This is a genomic window from Rhodanobacter sp. Root179, from assembly GCF_001428465.1.
Classification (GTDB): Bacteria; Pseudomonadota; Gammaproteobacteria; order Xanthomonadales; family Rhodanobacteraceae; genus Rhodanobacter.
In genome coordinates this window covers 266,924-282,029 of sequence record NZ_LMHR01000088.1, presented here as the reverse complement: position 1 = coordinate 282,029, position 15,106 = coordinate 266,924, and the positions used below count along the sequence as shown (strand labels likewise).

General features: G+C 65.3%; 14 protein-coding genes. 4 read left to right on the top strand and 10 right to left on the bottom strand.

Annotated features, from left to right (window positions below):
• Positions 1 to 5: 5 nt before the first annotated feature.
• Complete coding sequence (locus ASD82_RS16440; RefSeq protein WP_056719163.1) at positions 6 to 1,004, top strand: YhdH/YhfP family quinone oxidoreductase; 999 nt, start codon at positions 6 to 8, stop codon at positions 1,002 to 1,004.
• A gap of 69 nt (positions 1,005 to 1,073) precedes the next feature.
• Entirely contained in the window at positions 1,074 to 1,439 is a 366-nt protein-coding gene (pilH, locus tag ASD82_RS16435) for a twitching motility response regulator PilH (protein WP_056718859.1), read from the top strand.
• A gap of 70 nt (positions 1,440 to 1,509) precedes the next feature.
• On the opposite strand, the gene ASD82_RS16430 is transcribed toward pilH, so the two are convergent.
• Complete coding sequence (locus ASD82_RS16430) at positions 1,510 to 2,409, bottom strand: J domain-containing protein (RefSeq protein WP_056718858.1); 900 nt, start codon at positions 2,407 to 2,409, stop codon at positions 1,510 to 1,512.
• Between the two features lie 68 nt (positions 2,410 to 2,477).
• The gene (locus tag ASD82_RS16425; protein ID WP_056718857.1) at positions 2,478 to 2,930 is read right to left on the bottom strand and encodes an Hsp20/alpha crystallin family protein; all 453 of its coding nucleotides are present in this window, start codon (positions 2,928 to 2,930) and stop codon (positions 2,478 to 2,480) included.
• A 136-nt stretch (positions 2,931 to 3,066) separates the two neighbouring features.
• On the opposite strand from ASD82_RS16425, the gene ASD82_RS16420 reads away from it, so the two are divergent.
• Complete coding sequence (locus tag ASD82_RS16420; RefSeq protein WP_056718856.1) at positions 3,067 to 3,555, top strand: peroxiredoxin; 489 nt, start codon at positions 3,067 to 3,069, stop codon at positions 3,553 to 3,555.
• 74 nt (positions 3,556 to 3,629) lie between these two features.
• On the opposite strand, the gene gyrA is transcribed toward ASD82_RS16420, so the two are convergent.
• Both gyrA and mtnA read right to left on the bottom strand, forming a co-directional pair.
• Positions 3,630 to 6,242 (bottom strand): DNA gyrase subunit A, encoded by a 2,613-nt coding sequence (gyrA, locus tag ASD82_RS16415; RefSeq protein ID WP_056718855.1) that lies wholly within the window; start codon positions 6,240 to 6,242, stop codon positions 3,630 to 3,632.
• Positions 6,243 to 6,544: 302 nt separating this feature from the next.
• Positions 6,545 to 7,570 (bottom strand): S-methyl-5-thioribose-1-phosphate isomerase, encoded by a 1,026-nt coding sequence (gene mtnA, locus ASD82_RS16410; protein ID WP_056718854.1) that lies wholly within the window; start codon positions 7,568 to 7,570, stop codon positions 6,545 to 6,547.
• 109 nt (positions 7,571 to 7,679) lie between these two features.
• Here mtnA and ASD82_RS16405 point away from each other — a divergent pair, with 109 nt between their 5' ends.
• Positions 7,680 to 8,639: a PD40 domain-containing protein gene (locus ASD82_RS16405; protein WP_082542742.1), complete on the top strand. Its 960-nt coding sequence runs from the start codon at positions 7,680 to 7,682 to the stop codon at positions 8,637 to 8,639.
• A 162-nt stretch (positions 8,640 to 8,801) separates the two neighbouring features.
• Here the strand turns inward: ASD82_RS16405 and ASD82_RS16400 are convergent, their stop codons facing one another.
• The 6 genes from ASD82_RS16400 to rbfA all read right to left on the bottom strand — a co-directional run bounded on the left by ASD82_RS16400 (position 8,802) and on the right by rbfA (position 15,037).
• Positions 8,802 to 9,872 carry a class III poly(R)-hydroxyalkanoic acid synthase subunit PhaC gene (locus tag ASD82_RS16400; protein ID WP_056718853.1) on the bottom strand — a complete coding sequence of 357 codons (1,071 nt, stop codon included), beginning with the start codon at positions 9,870 to 9,872 and terminating at the stop codon, positions 8,802 to 8,804.
• A gap of 12 nt (positions 9,873 to 9,884) precedes the next feature.
• Positions 9,885 to 10,973, bottom strand: a complete 1,089-nt coding sequence (locus ASD82_RS16395; protein WP_235577780.1) for a poly(R)-hydroxyalkanoic acid synthase subunit PhaE — start codon at positions 10,971 to 10,973, stop codon at positions 9,885 to 9,887.
• 97 nt (positions 10,974 to 11,070) lie between these two features.
• On the bottom strand, positions 11,071 to 13,179 hold the full coding sequence (pnp, locus tag ASD82_RS16390) for a polyribonucleotide nucleotidyltransferase (RefSeq protein ID WP_056718851.1): 2,109 nt from the start codon (positions 13,177 to 13,179) through the stop codon (positions 11,071 to 11,073).
• Positions 13,180 to 13,262: 83 nt separating this feature from the next.
• On the bottom strand, positions 13,263 to 13,532 hold the full coding sequence (rpsO, locus tag ASD82_RS16385; protein ID WP_007513234.1) for a 30S ribosomal protein S15: 270 nt from the start codon (positions 13,530 to 13,532) through the stop codon (positions 13,263 to 13,265).
• A 167-nt stretch (positions 13,533 to 13,699) separates the two neighbouring features.
• Positions 13,700 to 14,626: a tRNA pseudouridine(55) synthase TruB gene (gene truB / locus ASD82_RS16380; RefSeq protein ID WP_056718850.1), complete on the bottom strand. Its 927-nt coding sequence runs from the start codon at positions 14,624 to 14,626 to the stop codon at positions 13,700 to 13,702.
• A gap of 27 nt (positions 14,627 to 14,653) precedes the next feature.
• Positions 14,654 to 15,037 carry a 30S ribosome-binding factor RbfA gene (gene rbfA / locus ASD82_RS16375; protein ID WP_056718849.1) on the bottom strand — a complete coding sequence of 128 codons (384 nt, stop codon included), beginning with the start codon at positions 15,035 to 15,037 and terminating at the stop codon, positions 14,654 to 14,656.
• Positions 15,038 to 15,106: the final 69 nt, after the last annotated feature.

The following is a 15,106-nucleotide window of genomic DNA, read 5'->3' as shown; positions in this document are numbered from 1 at the left end:
CCGCCATGAACAGTTTCCGCGCTTTCCGCATCTACCACGACGACGCCGGCCATCGCGCCGGCATCGAGAACATGACACCCGACGCGCTGTCCCCGGGTGAAGTCCTGATCAAGGTCGCCTACTCGTCGGTGAACTACAAGGACGCCCTGGCCGGCACCGGCAAGGGACGCATCCTGCGCAGTTATCCGCTGAACGGCGGGATCGACGTGGCCGGTCGGGTGGTAGCCTCCACCGACCCCGCGTTCAGGGAGGGCGACGCCGTGTTGTGCACCGGCAGCGGCCTGTCCGAGACACGCGACGGCGGTTATGGCGAATATGCCCGGCTCGACGCGCGCTGGACGATTCCGCTGCCTGCCGCGCTGAGCGTGCGCGAAAGCATGATCATCGGCACCGCCGGCTTCACCGCGGCGCTCGCGCTGTTGCGCATGCAGGACAACCGGCAGACGCCGGCTCTGGGCCCGATCGCGGTGACCGGCGCCAGCGGCGGCGTGGGCCAGCTGGCGATCGATATCTTCAGCCGTGCCGGCTACGAAGTGCACGCGATCAGCGGCAAGGCGGAACACTTCGATGCGCTGCGCGCGCTCGGTGCCCGCGAATGCGTCGATCGCCACCAGCTCGCCTTCAGCGGCAAGCCGATGGACTCCGCCCGCTTCGGCGGCGCGCTGGACAACGTCGGCGGCGCGATGCTGGGCGGCCTGCTGCCCCTGATCAGCCCGTACGGCAACGTGGCGATCTGCGGCAACGCCGGCGGCATCGCCTTCGACAGCACCGTCATGCCGTTCATCATCCGCGGCGCCAGCCTGCTCGGGATCGCCTCGGCGGGCACCGCCCGCGACCTGCGCGACAGCGTCTGGCAGCATCTGGCCAGCGACTGGAAACCCCGGCAGCTGGAACGCATCGTCACCCTCGAAGCAGGGCTGGACGAGCTGCCGGGCGTGTTTGCGCGTATGCTCGCAGGCGAATCCTTCGGACGTACCCTGGTGCGCATCGACAGCACGGTTTGAAGAAACTGCGCTTGGAAGTACCATCACCACGGCTTAGAATCAACGAAACTCGCAGGGGATTATTTTTCTATGGCACGCATCCTGATCGTCGACGACTCCCCTTCACAGCTGCTTGGCATCAAGCGCATCGTCGAAAAACTCGGGCATGAAACCCTTTCCGCCGAAGACGGTGCCGCCGGCGTGGAAGTGGCCAAGGCCGAAAAGCCGGACCTGATCCTGATGGACGTGGTCATGCCCAACCTCAACGGCTTCCAGGCGACCCGCACGATCAGCAAGAACGCCGACACGGCGCACATCCCGATCATCCTGGTCACCACCAAGGATCAGGAAACCGACAAGGTCTGGGGCATGCGCCAGGGTGCCAAGGCCTATGTGACCAAGCCGATCCGTGAGGAAGAGCTGGTCAAGGCCTTGGAAGAATTCCTGCCGGGCTGAGCAATCACCGGAAACAACGAGAAACGGCGCCCTCAGGGCGCCGTTTTTCTGTCTGCGCACCTGTCAAACGTTACCGCGGGGTGAAATCGCCGAACGCCGCCTGCAGCGCATCGTAGGCGGCGCGCTGCTCGTCGGTGTCCGCCGGTGGCGTGCGGATGGACAGCTCCACCAGCTGGTCGCCGGGATGGGCACCCGGCATGCCACGGCCCTTCAGCCGCAGCTTGCGCCCCGATTGCGAACCCGCCGGGATGCGCAGGTCGACCGTTCCGGCCAGGGTCGGCACCGGCACGGCCGCGCCCAGTGCCGCCTCCCACGGCGTGATCGGCAGCACGTGCACCACGTTGCGGCCGTCCAGGCGGAAACGCGCGTCGTCACGGATACCCACTTCCAGCAACAGGTCGCCGTTCGGCCCACCGGCCATGCCGGGCTGGCCCTGGCCGGACAGGCGGATCACCTGGCCGGGCTGGATGCCCGCGGGAATCTTCACTTCCAGCACGCGCTCGCCACCGGCCGGATCGTGCATCGCCAGCCGCGTGCGACCGCCATCGAACGCCGTCTGCAGGTCGATCTGCACCGAAGCCTGCACATCCTGGCCGCGACGCGGACGCGGCTGGCCGCGGTGGCCACCACCCGCGGCACCGCCGCGCCCGAACAGGCTCTCGAAGAAGTCGCTGAAGTCACTATCGTCACCGCCACCGAAGCCGTGCTGGCCCTGCCAGCCGGGCGGCGGCCTGAACTGCTCGCCCTGCCGGTAGCCGCCGGCGCGCAACTGGTCGTAGGAACGCCGCTTCTCGGCATCCTTGAGTACCTCGTTGGCCTCGTTGACCGCCTTGAACTTCTCCTCGGCGCCGGCTTCCTTGTTCTTGTCAGGGTGGTACTTGCGCGCGAGCTTGCGATAGGCCGACTTGATCTCGGCCTCGCTGGCATCGGGCTTCACACCCAGGATCTCGTAATAGTCTTTGAATTCCACTCACCGCTCCCCGACTCACGCAAAACCCGCGGCGGGTCGACGCCGCCGCGGGATCAGCCACCCGATCCTCAGTGGTTCACGTTGATGGTAATGCGCCGCGGCGTCGCCTGCGCCTTCTTCGGTATCACGATCTCCAGCACGCCGAACTTGCCTGTCGCCGTCACACCCTCGGCATCGGCGCTGTCCGGCAGGGCGAAGCGGCGATGGAAGGCGCCACGCGCACGTTCGACCCGGGTGAACTTGCCGTCCTTTTCCGCGGCGACGGCATCACGCTCGCCCTTGATGGTGAGGATGCCCTTGTCCATGCTCACCTCGATCTGCGCCGGGTCCACGCCAGGGATGTCGGCCAGGATCACGAAGCGCTGCTCGTCCTCGCGAATGTCGACGCGTGGCGCCCACTGGCTGGTGACCACGTTGGAGGCATCGCCGTCTTCCGGTTGCAGGAAGCGGTCGAACGCCTGACGGATCTCTTCGGGCAGGCCGTTGCCCGCGTTCCAGATGCCATGACGACCCAGGTTCATTGTTTGTCTCCTTGCATTGGTTTGCGGTCGATTACCGCCTGAGACAGAAAATAGGTGCGGCCGCGGACGATTCAAGGCGACAGCCCGCCGCGGCACGTTTAGCATGGCGCGATCCCCTCCCCGACCCGAGACCCGCATGAGCATCCAGCCCGGCGACACGATTCCCGACACTGCCGTCCAGTGCATCGACGGCGACATCCAGCCAGCGCAGACCGCCGCCCTGTTCGCTGGACGCAAGGTGCTGCTGTTCGGCGTACCCGGCGCGTTCACCCCGACCTGCTCGAACCGGCACCTGCCTGGCTACTCGGCGCATTTTGCCGAGTTCCGGCAGCGTGGCATCGACGTGATGTGCCTGGCGGTGAACGATGGCTACGTGATGCAGGCCTGGGCCGCCTCGCAGCAGGTTCCGGCCGGCCTGTTGATGCTCGCCGACGGCAACGCCAGTTTCACCCGCGCCCTGGGGCTGGAGCTGGATGGCACAGCCTTCGGCATGGGCCTGCGCACGCGTCGTTTTGCGCTGTATGCGGAGGATGGGGTGGCGCGCCTGGTGCAGGTGGAGGCACCCGGTGAACTGCGCGTTTCCAGCGCCGAGGCGATGCTGGCGGCGGTCGACAGCCTGCGCTGAATCCGCCACGCCCGCCACGGATTCAAAAAAAACCCCGGCGACGCCGGGGTTTTTCGTTTCGCCAAGAGGGCGGCCTACTCTTCGCCGGCCGCCGGCTCGGTCGCCGCATCGTCGCCACCACCGGGCACGTCTGCGCCGACGACTTCGGCATCCTCGCCGTTGTCCTCTTCCGCATCCAGCCGCATCACGCTGACCAGGGTTTCGTCGGCCGGCAGCTTGATCAGGGTGACGCCCTGGGTATTGCGACCGAGCTGCGAGACTTCCGCCACGCGGGTACGCACCAGCGTGCCCTGGTCGGAGATCAGCATCAGCTCTTGCGCCTCGGTGACCTGCACCGCGCCCACCAGCGCACCGTTGCGCTCGGAGCACTGGATGCCGATCACGCCCTGGGTGCCACGGCCCTTCTTGGTGAACTCGGCCAGTTCGGTGCGCTTGCCGTAGCCGCGCGCGGTGGCGGTGAGGATGTCGCCTTCGGCCGCCACGATCAGCGACACCACCTCGGCGCCACCGACCAGCTTCATGCCACGCACGCCGGAAGCGGTGCGGCCCATCGAGCGCACGGTGTTCTCGTCGAAACGATTGACCTTGCCGTTGGAGGCGAACAGCAGGATGTCGCTGTTGCCGTCGGTCAGTTCCACATTGACCAGGGCGTCGTCGTCATGCAGCTTGATCGCCAGCTTGCCCTTCTGCAGCTGGAAGGCGAACTCGGACAGCGGGGTCTTCTTCACCGTGCCGTGCCTGGTGGCGAAGAACACGAAACGATCTTCCGCATACTCGCGGATCGGCAGCACTGCCTGCACCTTCTCGCCCTCGCCCAGCGGCAGCAGGTTGATGATCGGCTTGCCGCGCGCACCCGGGCCCGACTCGGGAATCTGGTAGACCTTCTGCCAGTAGACCCGACCGGTGCTGGTGAAGGCCAGCAAGGTGTCGTGCGTGTTGACCACCCACAGCTGCTCGACGAAATCCTCGTCCTTCAGCGCGGAAGCCGAACGCCCCTTGCCGCCGCGTTTCTGCGCGCGGTAGGTGCTGGCCGGCTGACGCTTGATGTAGCCGGTATGCGACAGCGTGACCACGACGTCTTCCGGCGCGATCAGGTCGAGCACGTTGAGATCTTCCTGCGAATGCTGGATCTCGGTGCGACGGGCATCGCCGAACTCGGCCTTGATCGCCTCGAGTTCCTCGCGGATCACCTCGAGCAGGCGATCGGGGTTTTCCAGAATCTCGATCAGGGCGCGGATCGCCTCGAGGATCTGGCGGTATTCGTCGGAAAGTTTTTCCTGCTCCAGGCCGGTCAGGCGATGCAGGCGCATCGCCAGGATTTCCTGGGCCTGGATTTCGGACAGCTGGTAACCGTCGGCCTTCAGGCCTTCGCGCAGGTCCATGTCCTCCGGTCGCGACGCATCGGCGCCGGCGGCGGAGAGCAAGGCGCCGACCATGCCCGGCTGCCACTTGCGTGCCAGCATGCGCTCGCGTGCTTCGGCCGGCGACGACGAGGTCTTGATCAGTTCGATCATCTCGTCGATGTTGGCCAGCGCCACGGTAAGGCCTTCGAGGATGTGCGCGCGGGCGCGTGCCTTGCGCAGCTCGAAAATGGTGCGGCGGGTGACCACTTCGCGACGGTGGCGGATGAACGCCTCGAGGATGTCCTTGAGGTTCAGCAGCTTCGGCTGACCGTCCAGCAGGGCCACCATGTTGATGCCGAAGGTGACCTGCAGCTGGGTCTGCTGGAACAGGTTGTTCAGCACCACGTCACCCATCGCGTCCTTGCGGATCTCGATGACGACGCGCATGCCGTCCTTGTCGGACTCGTCGCGCAGCTCGCTGATGCCTTCGAGCTTCTTTTCCTTGACCAGCTCGGCGATCTTCTCGATCAGCCGCGCCTTGTTCACCTGGTAGGGCAGCTCGTGGATGATGATCGTCTCGCGGCCGTTGGCCTCGGTTTCGATCTCTGCCCTGGCCCGCACCAGGATGCGGCCGCGGCCGGTGCGGTAGGCCTCGATGATGCCGGACGAGCCGTTGATGATGCCGCTGGTCGGAAAATCCGGACCCGGCACGTAATGCATCAGCTGGTCGATCGACAGCGCCGGCTCATCGATCAGCGCGATCGTCGCGGCAATGACTTCGTTGAGATTGTGCGGCGGGATGTTGGTGGCCATGCCGACCGCGATGCCGGCCGAACCGTTCACCAGCAGGGTCGGCACGCGCGACGGCAGCACCAGCGGCTCGTGCTCGCTCTCGTCGTAGTTCGGCCCGAAGTCGACGGTGTCCTTGTCGATGTCGGCCAGCAGCTCGTGGGTGAGCCGCGACATGCGCACTTCGGTGTATCGCATCGCCGCGGCGTTGTCGCCGTCGACCGAGCCGAAGTTGCCCTGGCCGTCGACCAGCATGTAGCGCAGCGAGAACGGTTGCGCCATGCGCACGATCGCGTCGTAAACCGACTGGTCGCCATGCGGATGGTACTTACCGATCACGTCACCGACCACGCGCGCCGATTTCTTGTACGGCTTGTTCCACACGTTGCCCAGCTCGCTCATCGCGAACAGCACGCGGCGATGCACGGGTTTCAGACCATCGCGCACATCGGGAAGAGCGCGCCCCACGATCACGCTCATGGCGTAATCGAGGTAGCTCTGGCGCATCTCGTCTTCGATGTTGACGCGAATGATTTCTTTGGCGAGTTCTGCCATGAATCGGCTTCCTTGATGACAAAAAAAGGACGCTGGTGCCGCGCCTCCGGCGCATGCGCAAGCGACCCGAAATCAACCCGTCGATTTTAGCACAAGCAGCCCTAAAACGACAGGATTTAGCCTTTCAAAATCAATAACTTGCAGCCGAGCTTCACAGCTTGTGCAAAGCGCTCCGCAGACTGCTTACATATTGATCAGCAGCAAGGCCGCCGAAGCCGCTGCGACAGGTGCGTGCAAGCGGCCACGCGGGTCCGGCAGAAGGTGGCCAGGGGCCTCCCGGAAAGTACCCGGCCAGGCAGTTTTCAGCCGAACATCGCCTGCATGGCGAGGCTGTTCGGCCGCTCGATCACGCCGCGCTCGGTGACGATCGCGTCGATGAGTTCGGCGGGCGCCACATCGAATACCGGATTCCACGCCTGTGCGCCCTCGACCACCGTGCGGCGGCCGGCGGTGCTCAGCAACTCGGCCGCATCACGCAGTTCGATCTCGATTTCCTCGCCCGTGCCCGTGGCCATGTCGACCGTGGAGGACGGCGCCACCACCATGAACTTCACGCCGTGGTACTTCGCGGCGATGGCCAGCTGGTAGGTACCGATCTTGTTCGCGGTGTCGCCGTTGGCGGCGATCCGGTCGGCACCCACGATCACCCATTGCACCGCACCGGACTTCATCAGGTGGGCGGCGGCGGAATCGGCGATCAGCTGGGCCGGGACGCCGTCGCGCATCAGTTCCCACATGGTCAACCTGGCACCTTGCTGCCATGGCCGGGTTTCGCCGGCATAGACCCGCGCGATCCGCCCCGCCGCGACGCCGGCGCGGATCACGCCCAGCGCCGTGCCGTAACCGGCGGTGGCTAGCGAGCCGGTGTTGCAATGTGTCAACACACCCGAACCAGCCGTGATCAGCGATGCCCCCAGCTCGCCCATGTGCCGATTGGCGGCCAGGTCTTCATCCTGGATCGCCTGCGCCTCGCGCACCAGTGCGTCGGCATCGGCACCGGCGGCGATGCGCTTCTTCATCCGATCCAGTGCCCACATCAGGTTCACCGCCGTGGGGCGGGCGGCACGCAAGGTCGCCAATACCGGCTCCAGCGTCGCGCCCTGCAGCGCAGCCATCGCCACGCCCCAGGCCGCAGCAATGCCGATGGCCGGCGCTCCGCGCACCACCAGATCGCGGATCGCCTGGGTGACCTGCTCCGCATCGCGGCAATCGATCCAGTGCTCTTCGGCCGGCAGCAGGCGCTGATCGAGCAGGCGCAAATGATCGCCCTGCCACTGCACGGCACGGATGGAATCGTGTTCGCGGGTTGGCGTCGGCGAAATCGTCATTGCTCTCGGACCGCATGCAAGGAAAAGGAAAGCGTAGCATGCGCCCGGGCGGGCCCGGCCGATCCGCCGCCGTCTTATAGTCGTACCGACGACACGAGGGAGTACACGCATGACGAACGGCAATCGTCACCCGAAGCGCGCAACCGGCTGGCATCTTTCGCTCGCCCTTGGCCTGCTCGGCGCAAGCACGATCCTGTGTGCGAACGCGGCACCGGCCACCGCACCGTGGGCGCCACCACGCATCTCGTCGGAGTTGTTCGAGTCGCACGGCGCCTTCGATCCGGGACATGGCGACTTCTACTTCGTGCGCAGCTCGCCGAGTTTCCGCGGCTGGCGAATCATGGTCAGCCACTGCAACGCCGACGGCTGGGGCACGCCTGCCGATGCCAGCTTCGCAGGCGACGGCGTGGAGGCCGATCCATTCATCACCTCGGACGGGAAGCACCTGTACTTCATCTCCACTCGTTCGACGGACGGCCAGAAACACCAGGACCTCGACATCTGGGAGGTCGACCGCCGCGATGGGGGTGGCTGGGGCGAGCCTCGACGATTGCCACCGCCGGTCAATTCGCGCGGCCAGGAGTGGTTCCCGCGCCCGGCGCCAGACGGCTGGCTGTATTTCGGTTCCGATCGCCCGGGCGGCTTCGGCAAGACCGACATCTGGCGTGCCCGCGAAGACAACTCGGGCCACTGGCGGGTGGAGAACCTGGGCAAGGCGATCAATACGCCGGGCGATGAGTACGAACCGCTGCCTTCACCGGACGGCCGGCGGCTGATCGTGATGGCCGATGGCGGCCTGTACCAGAGCGAGCGCCGGCAGGATGGCTGGAGCGAGCGCCGCAGCCTCGGGCCGGCGGTGAACGTCAATGGCAGCGAAATCGGCGCGGCATTTTCGCCGAGCGGAAAATCCCTGCTGTTCGCGCGCGATACCAAGGGGCCACGCTCCGGCGAGTTCTATGTCTGGCAGCCGGATGGTGCCGAAGCGTGGCCGCCGGCGTGCCCGACCATGGGTCGCCCGTCGATGGCGATGCCTCGTACGGAAATGCGGTTCCTGCCTTCGCAGGAATGACGATGGTGGAGCGATGGGCAGCTGTGCCAGTTCCTTGGTTTCGTGATTCCTGCGAAGAAAGGAATCGCTCTTCAACGCGGAACTGGCCATCGCCCATGAGATCGGTGCTGCATGCCATCCCGCGACAAGCGGCAAACTGCCTCCATCTCTATCGCACTGAATTCAGCGGGAGCGCTCCGCCAGCCAGTGGTGGATCGCCGGCGGTACCTCGCGCTGGGCACGGCCGGAAACGTAGATGCCGATGTGGCCACCCTTGAACGCGAGCTGGGTGTAGTCGGTGGTGCCGACATGCCTGCCCAATGCACGCGAGGCATCCGGCGGCACCAGGTGATCCTGCTCGGCGAAGATGTTCAGCACCGGCTGCGTCACCATGCCAAGATCTACGGGTTTACCGCCGATCTCCAGCGTGCCCTTGACCAGCTTGTTGCCCTGGTAGAAATCCTTGATGAACTGGCGGAACGCCTCCCCGGCCTGGTCCGGCGAATCGAAGATCCAGCGCTCCATGCGCAGGAAGTTCTCCAGCTCGTTCGGGTTGTCGAGGACGTCGACCATGCCGATGTACTTCTGCTGGTTCAGCCGCACCGGCTTCAGGGTGAGGTAAACGTAGTTCATCAGGCCCGCGGGGATGTTGCCCATGGTGTCGACGAACAGGTCCACGTCCATGCTGCGGCACCAGCTGGACAGCATGTTGTCCGGCGTGTGGAAGTCCACCGGCGTGACCATGGTGATCAGGTTCTTCACCTTGTCCGGGTGCAGCGCGGTGTAGCACAGCGAGAACGCGCCGCCCTGGCAGATGCCGAGCAGGTTGATCGCGTCCAGATCGTGGCGCGCACGCACCGCGTCGACGCAACGATCGAGGTAGCCGTTGATGTAGTCGTCCAGGGTCAGCCAGCGGTCGGCACCGTCGGGATAACCCCAGTCGATCAGGTAGACGTCCTCGCCCTGCTCCAGCAGGTTGCGCACCATCGAGCGGTCAGCCTGCAAGTCCGTCATCCAGACCGTGTTGACCAGGGCGTAGACGATCAACAGTGGAGTCTTCGAGGTGGCCTTGCCGTGGCCGGTGAAGTGCCAGACCTTGAGCTTGTCCTCGCTGTAGACCAGCTCGCGCGGCGTATTCGCGTATTCGGGTTCGCGCATGTTGCGCAGGTTGGCCATGCCTGCCGCCAGCTTGCGCTGGAACGCCGACATGTCGGCCAATGCCTTGGTCGGATCGATGTGCAATGGACTCTGCATGACAACGCTCCCTTACTTGCGCTTGCGCGCGCTGGCCGTGGACGTGGTGGCAGGCTTGCGCGTGCCCTTTGCCGCTGGCTTCTTCGTCGCTGCAGAGTTCTTCACGGCGGCCGACGGTTTCGCCGCAGCCGTCTTTCCCGCCGCGGGCTTCGTGGCCGGGCGATCACCCAGCTGACGCTTCAATGCAGCCACTTCGCGGCGCAAGGCGACGAGCTCGTCGGCACGACCGCCGGAAGCGCCAGCCTGGCTGGCACGGAACTCGCGGCGCAAGGCCTGCAATCGCTGGCCCAGGCTCGACACCTCGCTGCGAGTCGGCACGCCGAGCTGCTGGCACATCTGCTCGGTCTGTCGCTGCTGCAACTGGCGCACGCGCATCTGCGTGTTGACCATTTCGCCATAAGCGTCGCGGAATTCCACGGAAAGCGCGATGTCGGCGTAGGCCTCCTCGGAAGCGTCCACCCACAAGTCGTACAGGCCCTTCAGGGAATCGACCTGGCGCCCCGGCGCGGCGTGTGCGGTCAACTTTTCCTGCAGGCGCTGCATGCCTTGCGTGTTGGCCTTCTGGATCAGCTCCTGGTATCTGGCGGACGCCTGCAAGGACGCCAGCAAGGCCATGCCCAGTTCCTGCTGCTGCATCTGCTGTTCGCGATTGAGGCCGAATGCCGGCGTCGGACCATGCGCACCCGGCATGTCGCCCAGGCCCATGCGTTGGGCCGCCTGCGACCAGGACTGCCACTGCCGCGCAAAACTCTCGGCACCGGCACTGTCGATGCCACCGAAGGCCTGCGCAAAGGGCGGGTTGCCGGTCCCGAACATCTGTTGCAATTGCTGCTGCCAGTCACTGGATGGCCGCTGAGTCACGCCTCCGCTGGCAGCATTCTGCATCCAGTCGAAATAGCCTTTCAGGCCGGACAGGGTGCGTTCCAACGTGTCGGTGCCCGTCGCCTGCGACGGTGGGGGCGCAAACGGGTTGGCCGCGGATGGCTGCTGGAATTGCCTCGTCCAGGAGTCCCATGACTGCTGCGCCAGCGCCTGATAGTCCTTCATGAAATCATTCGCCGGATCGGCCATCGGTGCGTCCTCGTCAACGGTTCTCGCCATCCTAGCAAAAGGTCATGACAGCGGATCATCGGCCCGCAACGAAGAAGGCCCGGCGTGAGCCGGGCCTTCTTCATGTTACTGCTGACGAAGCGAAAACTCAGACGCTTGCTGCGCGCTCGTCTTCCGTCACGGCCTTCATCGACAGGCGGATGCGGCCCTGCTTGTCGACTTCCAGCACCTTGACCTTGACGATGTCGCCTTCCTTCAGCTTGTCGGAGACCTTCTCGACGCGCTCGTCGGAGATCTGCGACACGTGGACCAGACCATCCTTGCCCGGCATGATCGTCACGAACGCGCCGAAGTCCATCAGCTTGGCGACCTTGCCCTCGTAGATGCGGCCCGGCTCGACGTCGGAGGTGATCTGCTCGATGCGCTTCTTCGCCGCTTCGCCCGCCTCGCGATTGACCGAGCCGACGATGATGGTGCCGTCGTCGCTGATGTCGATCGTGGTGCCGGTCTCTTCGGTGATCGAGCGGATCGTGGCGCCGCCCTTGCCGATCACTTCGCGGATCTTGTCCGGGTGGATCTTGATGGTGATCAGGCGCGGGGCGAACTCGCTCATTTCGGTGCGGGCGGTGGTCAGCGCCTTGCCCATTTCGCCGAGGATGTGCAGGCGACCCTGCTTGGCCTGGGCCAGCGCCACCTTCATGATCTCTTCGGTGATGCCGTCGATCTTGATGTCCATCTGCAGCGCGGAGATGCCTTCGGCACTGCCGGCCACCTTGAAGTCCATGTCGCCGAGGTGATCCTCGTCGCCCAGGATGTCGGACAGCACGACGAAGTCGTTGCCTTCCTTGACCAGGCCCATGGCGATACCGGCGACCGGTGCCTTCAGCGGCACGCCGGCATCCATCATCGCCAGCGAGGAACCGCACACCGAGGCCATCGACGAGGAACCGTTGGACTCGGTGATTTCCGAGACCACGCGCACCACGTACGGGAATTCCTCGATGCTCGGCTTGACCGCCTGCACGCCACGCTTGGCGAGGCGGCCATGACCGATCTCGCGACGCTTCGGCGCGCCGAAACGACCGGCTTCACCCACCGAGAACGGAGGGAAGTTGTAGTGGAACAGGAACGGGTCCTTCGACTCGCCGCCGGGCGCGTCGATGATCTGCGCATCACGCGTGGTGCCCAGCGTGATGACGACCAGCGCCTGGGTCTCGCCGCGGGTGAACAGCGCCGAACCGTGGGTGCGGGGCAGCACGCCGACGCGGGCGGTGATCGCGCGCACGTCGTCCAGCTGGCGGCCGTCGATGCGCACCTTGGTCTTCAGCACGCTGTCGCGCATGGTGTGGTATTCGAGTTCCTCGAATTCCTTGGCCATCGCGCCGGTGGACCAGCCGTTCTCTTCGGCCTGCGCCTTGAGGCCAGCCAGCACGTCGGCCTTGATCGCGGAGATCGCGTCGCGACGCTCCAGCTTGTCGCGCACCTGGAACGCTGCAGCCAGCTGATCGCCGACCGCGCCCTTGACGGCGGCAACCAGCGACTCGTTGCGGGCCGGAGCCTTCCAGTCCCACGACGGCTTGCCGGCCTCGGTGGCCAGTTCGGCGATCGCGCGGATCGCGGTCTGCATCTGCTGGTGACCGAACATCACCGCGCCGAGCATCACGTCCTCGGACAGCAGCTGCGCTTCGGATTCCACCATCAGCACGGCGCCGGCGGTACCGGCGACGACCAGGTCCAGCTGGGAGGTCTTCAGTTCGGTCTGCGACGGGTTCAGCAGGTACTTGCCGTTGGCATAACCGACGCGGGCAGCGCCGATCGGGCCCTTGAACGGGATGCCGGCCAGGCTCAGCGCGGCGGAGGCGCCGAGCAGGGCCACGATGTCACCGTCCACTTCCGGGTTCAGCGAGACGACCTGGGCGATGACCTGCACTTCGTTCTTGAAGTCTTCCGGGAACAGCGGGCGCACCGGGCGATCGATCAGGCGCGAGGTCAGCGTCTCCTTCTCGGTCGGACGGCCTTCGCGCTTGAAGAAGCCGCCGGGGATGCGGCCGGCGGAATAGAACTTCTCGACGTAGTCGACGGTGAGCGGGAAGAAATCCTGGCCTTCCTTCTGCTTGGTCGCAGCGACAGCGGTGACCAGCACCACGGTGCCGCCCATGCTGGCCATGACCGCACCGGACGCCTGGCGGGCAATTTCGCCCGTCTCCAGTGTGACTTCGTGATTACCGTACTGGAATGACTTGGTTACTTTTGCCACGTGCTTAATTCCTGATCTGATTGAGAAGTGCGCCCACGGATGGGCGCCTCTTGATCTTTGCGTTCACGGAGGAACGCACGAAATTACCGGCGCAGGCCGAGGCGTTCGATCAGGGTCTGATAGCGCGCAAGATCGCGATCCTTCAGATAGCTGAGCAGGCGCTTGCGCTGATTGACCAGCTTCAGCAGGCCCCGGCGGGAGTGGTGATCCTGCTTGTGTTCCTTGAAGTGGCCGGTGAGGTGGTCGATGCGGGCGGACAACAGCGCCACCTGGACTTCGGTCGAACCGGTGTCGTTCGGCACGCGGCCGAAATCAGCGATGATCTTGCCGGTCTGTTCTGCGGTAAGGGACATGGAGTACGTTTCCTTGATAAGGCGATGCGAAGCTTGCGCTTGCATCATCGGCGATGACGCAAGCGCAAGCTTCGCCTAGTTGAGTGAAAGCGTTGAAATAACTTGTCTATTCTACTGATGGGAGTGCTGTTACAACAAGTGCGCAAGGCGTTTTGCGGGCAAATCGGTCAGTCCGGCGGCAGGTTGAAGCCGCGAATGACGCGGGCACGTCCTTCCGCATCGCTCTCCAGCAGCGCCAGCAGCGCGCCGTCGCTGGCGTAGGCCGCGCAGCGGCCGGCTACCGGCAACCCCGGCAGGCTGATCTGCTGACCGCGTGAAATCGCCATGCTCTGCGCTTCGTCCAGGTGCAGGACCGGCAGATCCGACAGGCCCGCCGATACCGGCAGCAGCCATGCCAGCAGTGCTTCGTCACCCTGCTCCGCGGCCTGCTCGAGCTGCGCCAGGGTCACCATCTGCGGCTCGCGGAACGGCTCGACCCAGATCCGCCGCAATGCGGTCAGGTGGGCGCCGCAGCCGAGATCCTCGCCCAGATCGACCGCCAGCGAGCGGACATAGGTGCCCGAACCGCATTCCACCAGCAGGCGCAGGGTTTCCCCGTCACGCTCGAGCAATTCCAGGCGGTGCACGTCCACTTCGCGCGCAGGCACGTCGACCACCTCGCCCCGGCGCGCCTTGGCGTAAAGCCGCTCGCCGTCGTGCTTCAGCGCCGAATACATCGGCGGCACCTGCAGGATGCGGCCGCGAAGCCTGGCCAGCGCCGTCTCGATCGCCGCAGCGTCGAGCGGCGGCACCGGCAACTGGCGAACGATCTCGCCTTCGCTGTCAGCCGTATCGGTGGTGATGCCCAGCCGGCATTCGGCCAGATACGCCTTGCGCGCGCCGAGCAGGCTGCCAGCCAGCTTGGTGGCCTCGCCGAAACACAGCGGCAACAGTCCGGTGGCCAGCGGATCAAGCGCACCGGTGTGACCGCCCTTGGACGCACGCAGCAGGCGACGCACGGCCTGCAGCGCCTGGTTGGAACTCAGGCCCAGCGGCTTGTCGAGCAGGACGATCCCGTGCAGGTCACGGAACTGGATGCGGGACTGGCGACTCATGGATTCAGCGACGATCCTTGCAACCGCTCAGTCCTTGGCGTCGCTGTCCGGCGGCGCGATGGTGCGGGCCTGCTCGCGCAGCAGCGACTCGATCCGCTCGCCCTTGTCGACCGAATCGTCGTACTTGAACTTCAGCTCCGGCACCCGGCGCATGCGCATGCCGCTGTGTGCCAGCGAATGACGGATCTCATGGCTGATGGCATTGAGCGCCTTCACCGCCGGAAGACCCTGCTCGGGCAGCATCGCGGTGACCCACACCGTCGCCCAGTCCAGGTCACGGGTGATTTCCACGTCCGACACGCTGACCGACGGCAAGCCGTGATCGCGCACGGCCGCGTGCACCAGCAAGCCCAGCTCGCGACGCAATTCGGCGCCGATGCGGTCAGTACGTTTGAAGTCGCGGGAGGGCATTTGAAAAACCAGTAGTGAGTCGAGAGGAGTGAGAAGCGAGAGAAGAGCATGGGAGCCGAGTTTTTCTCT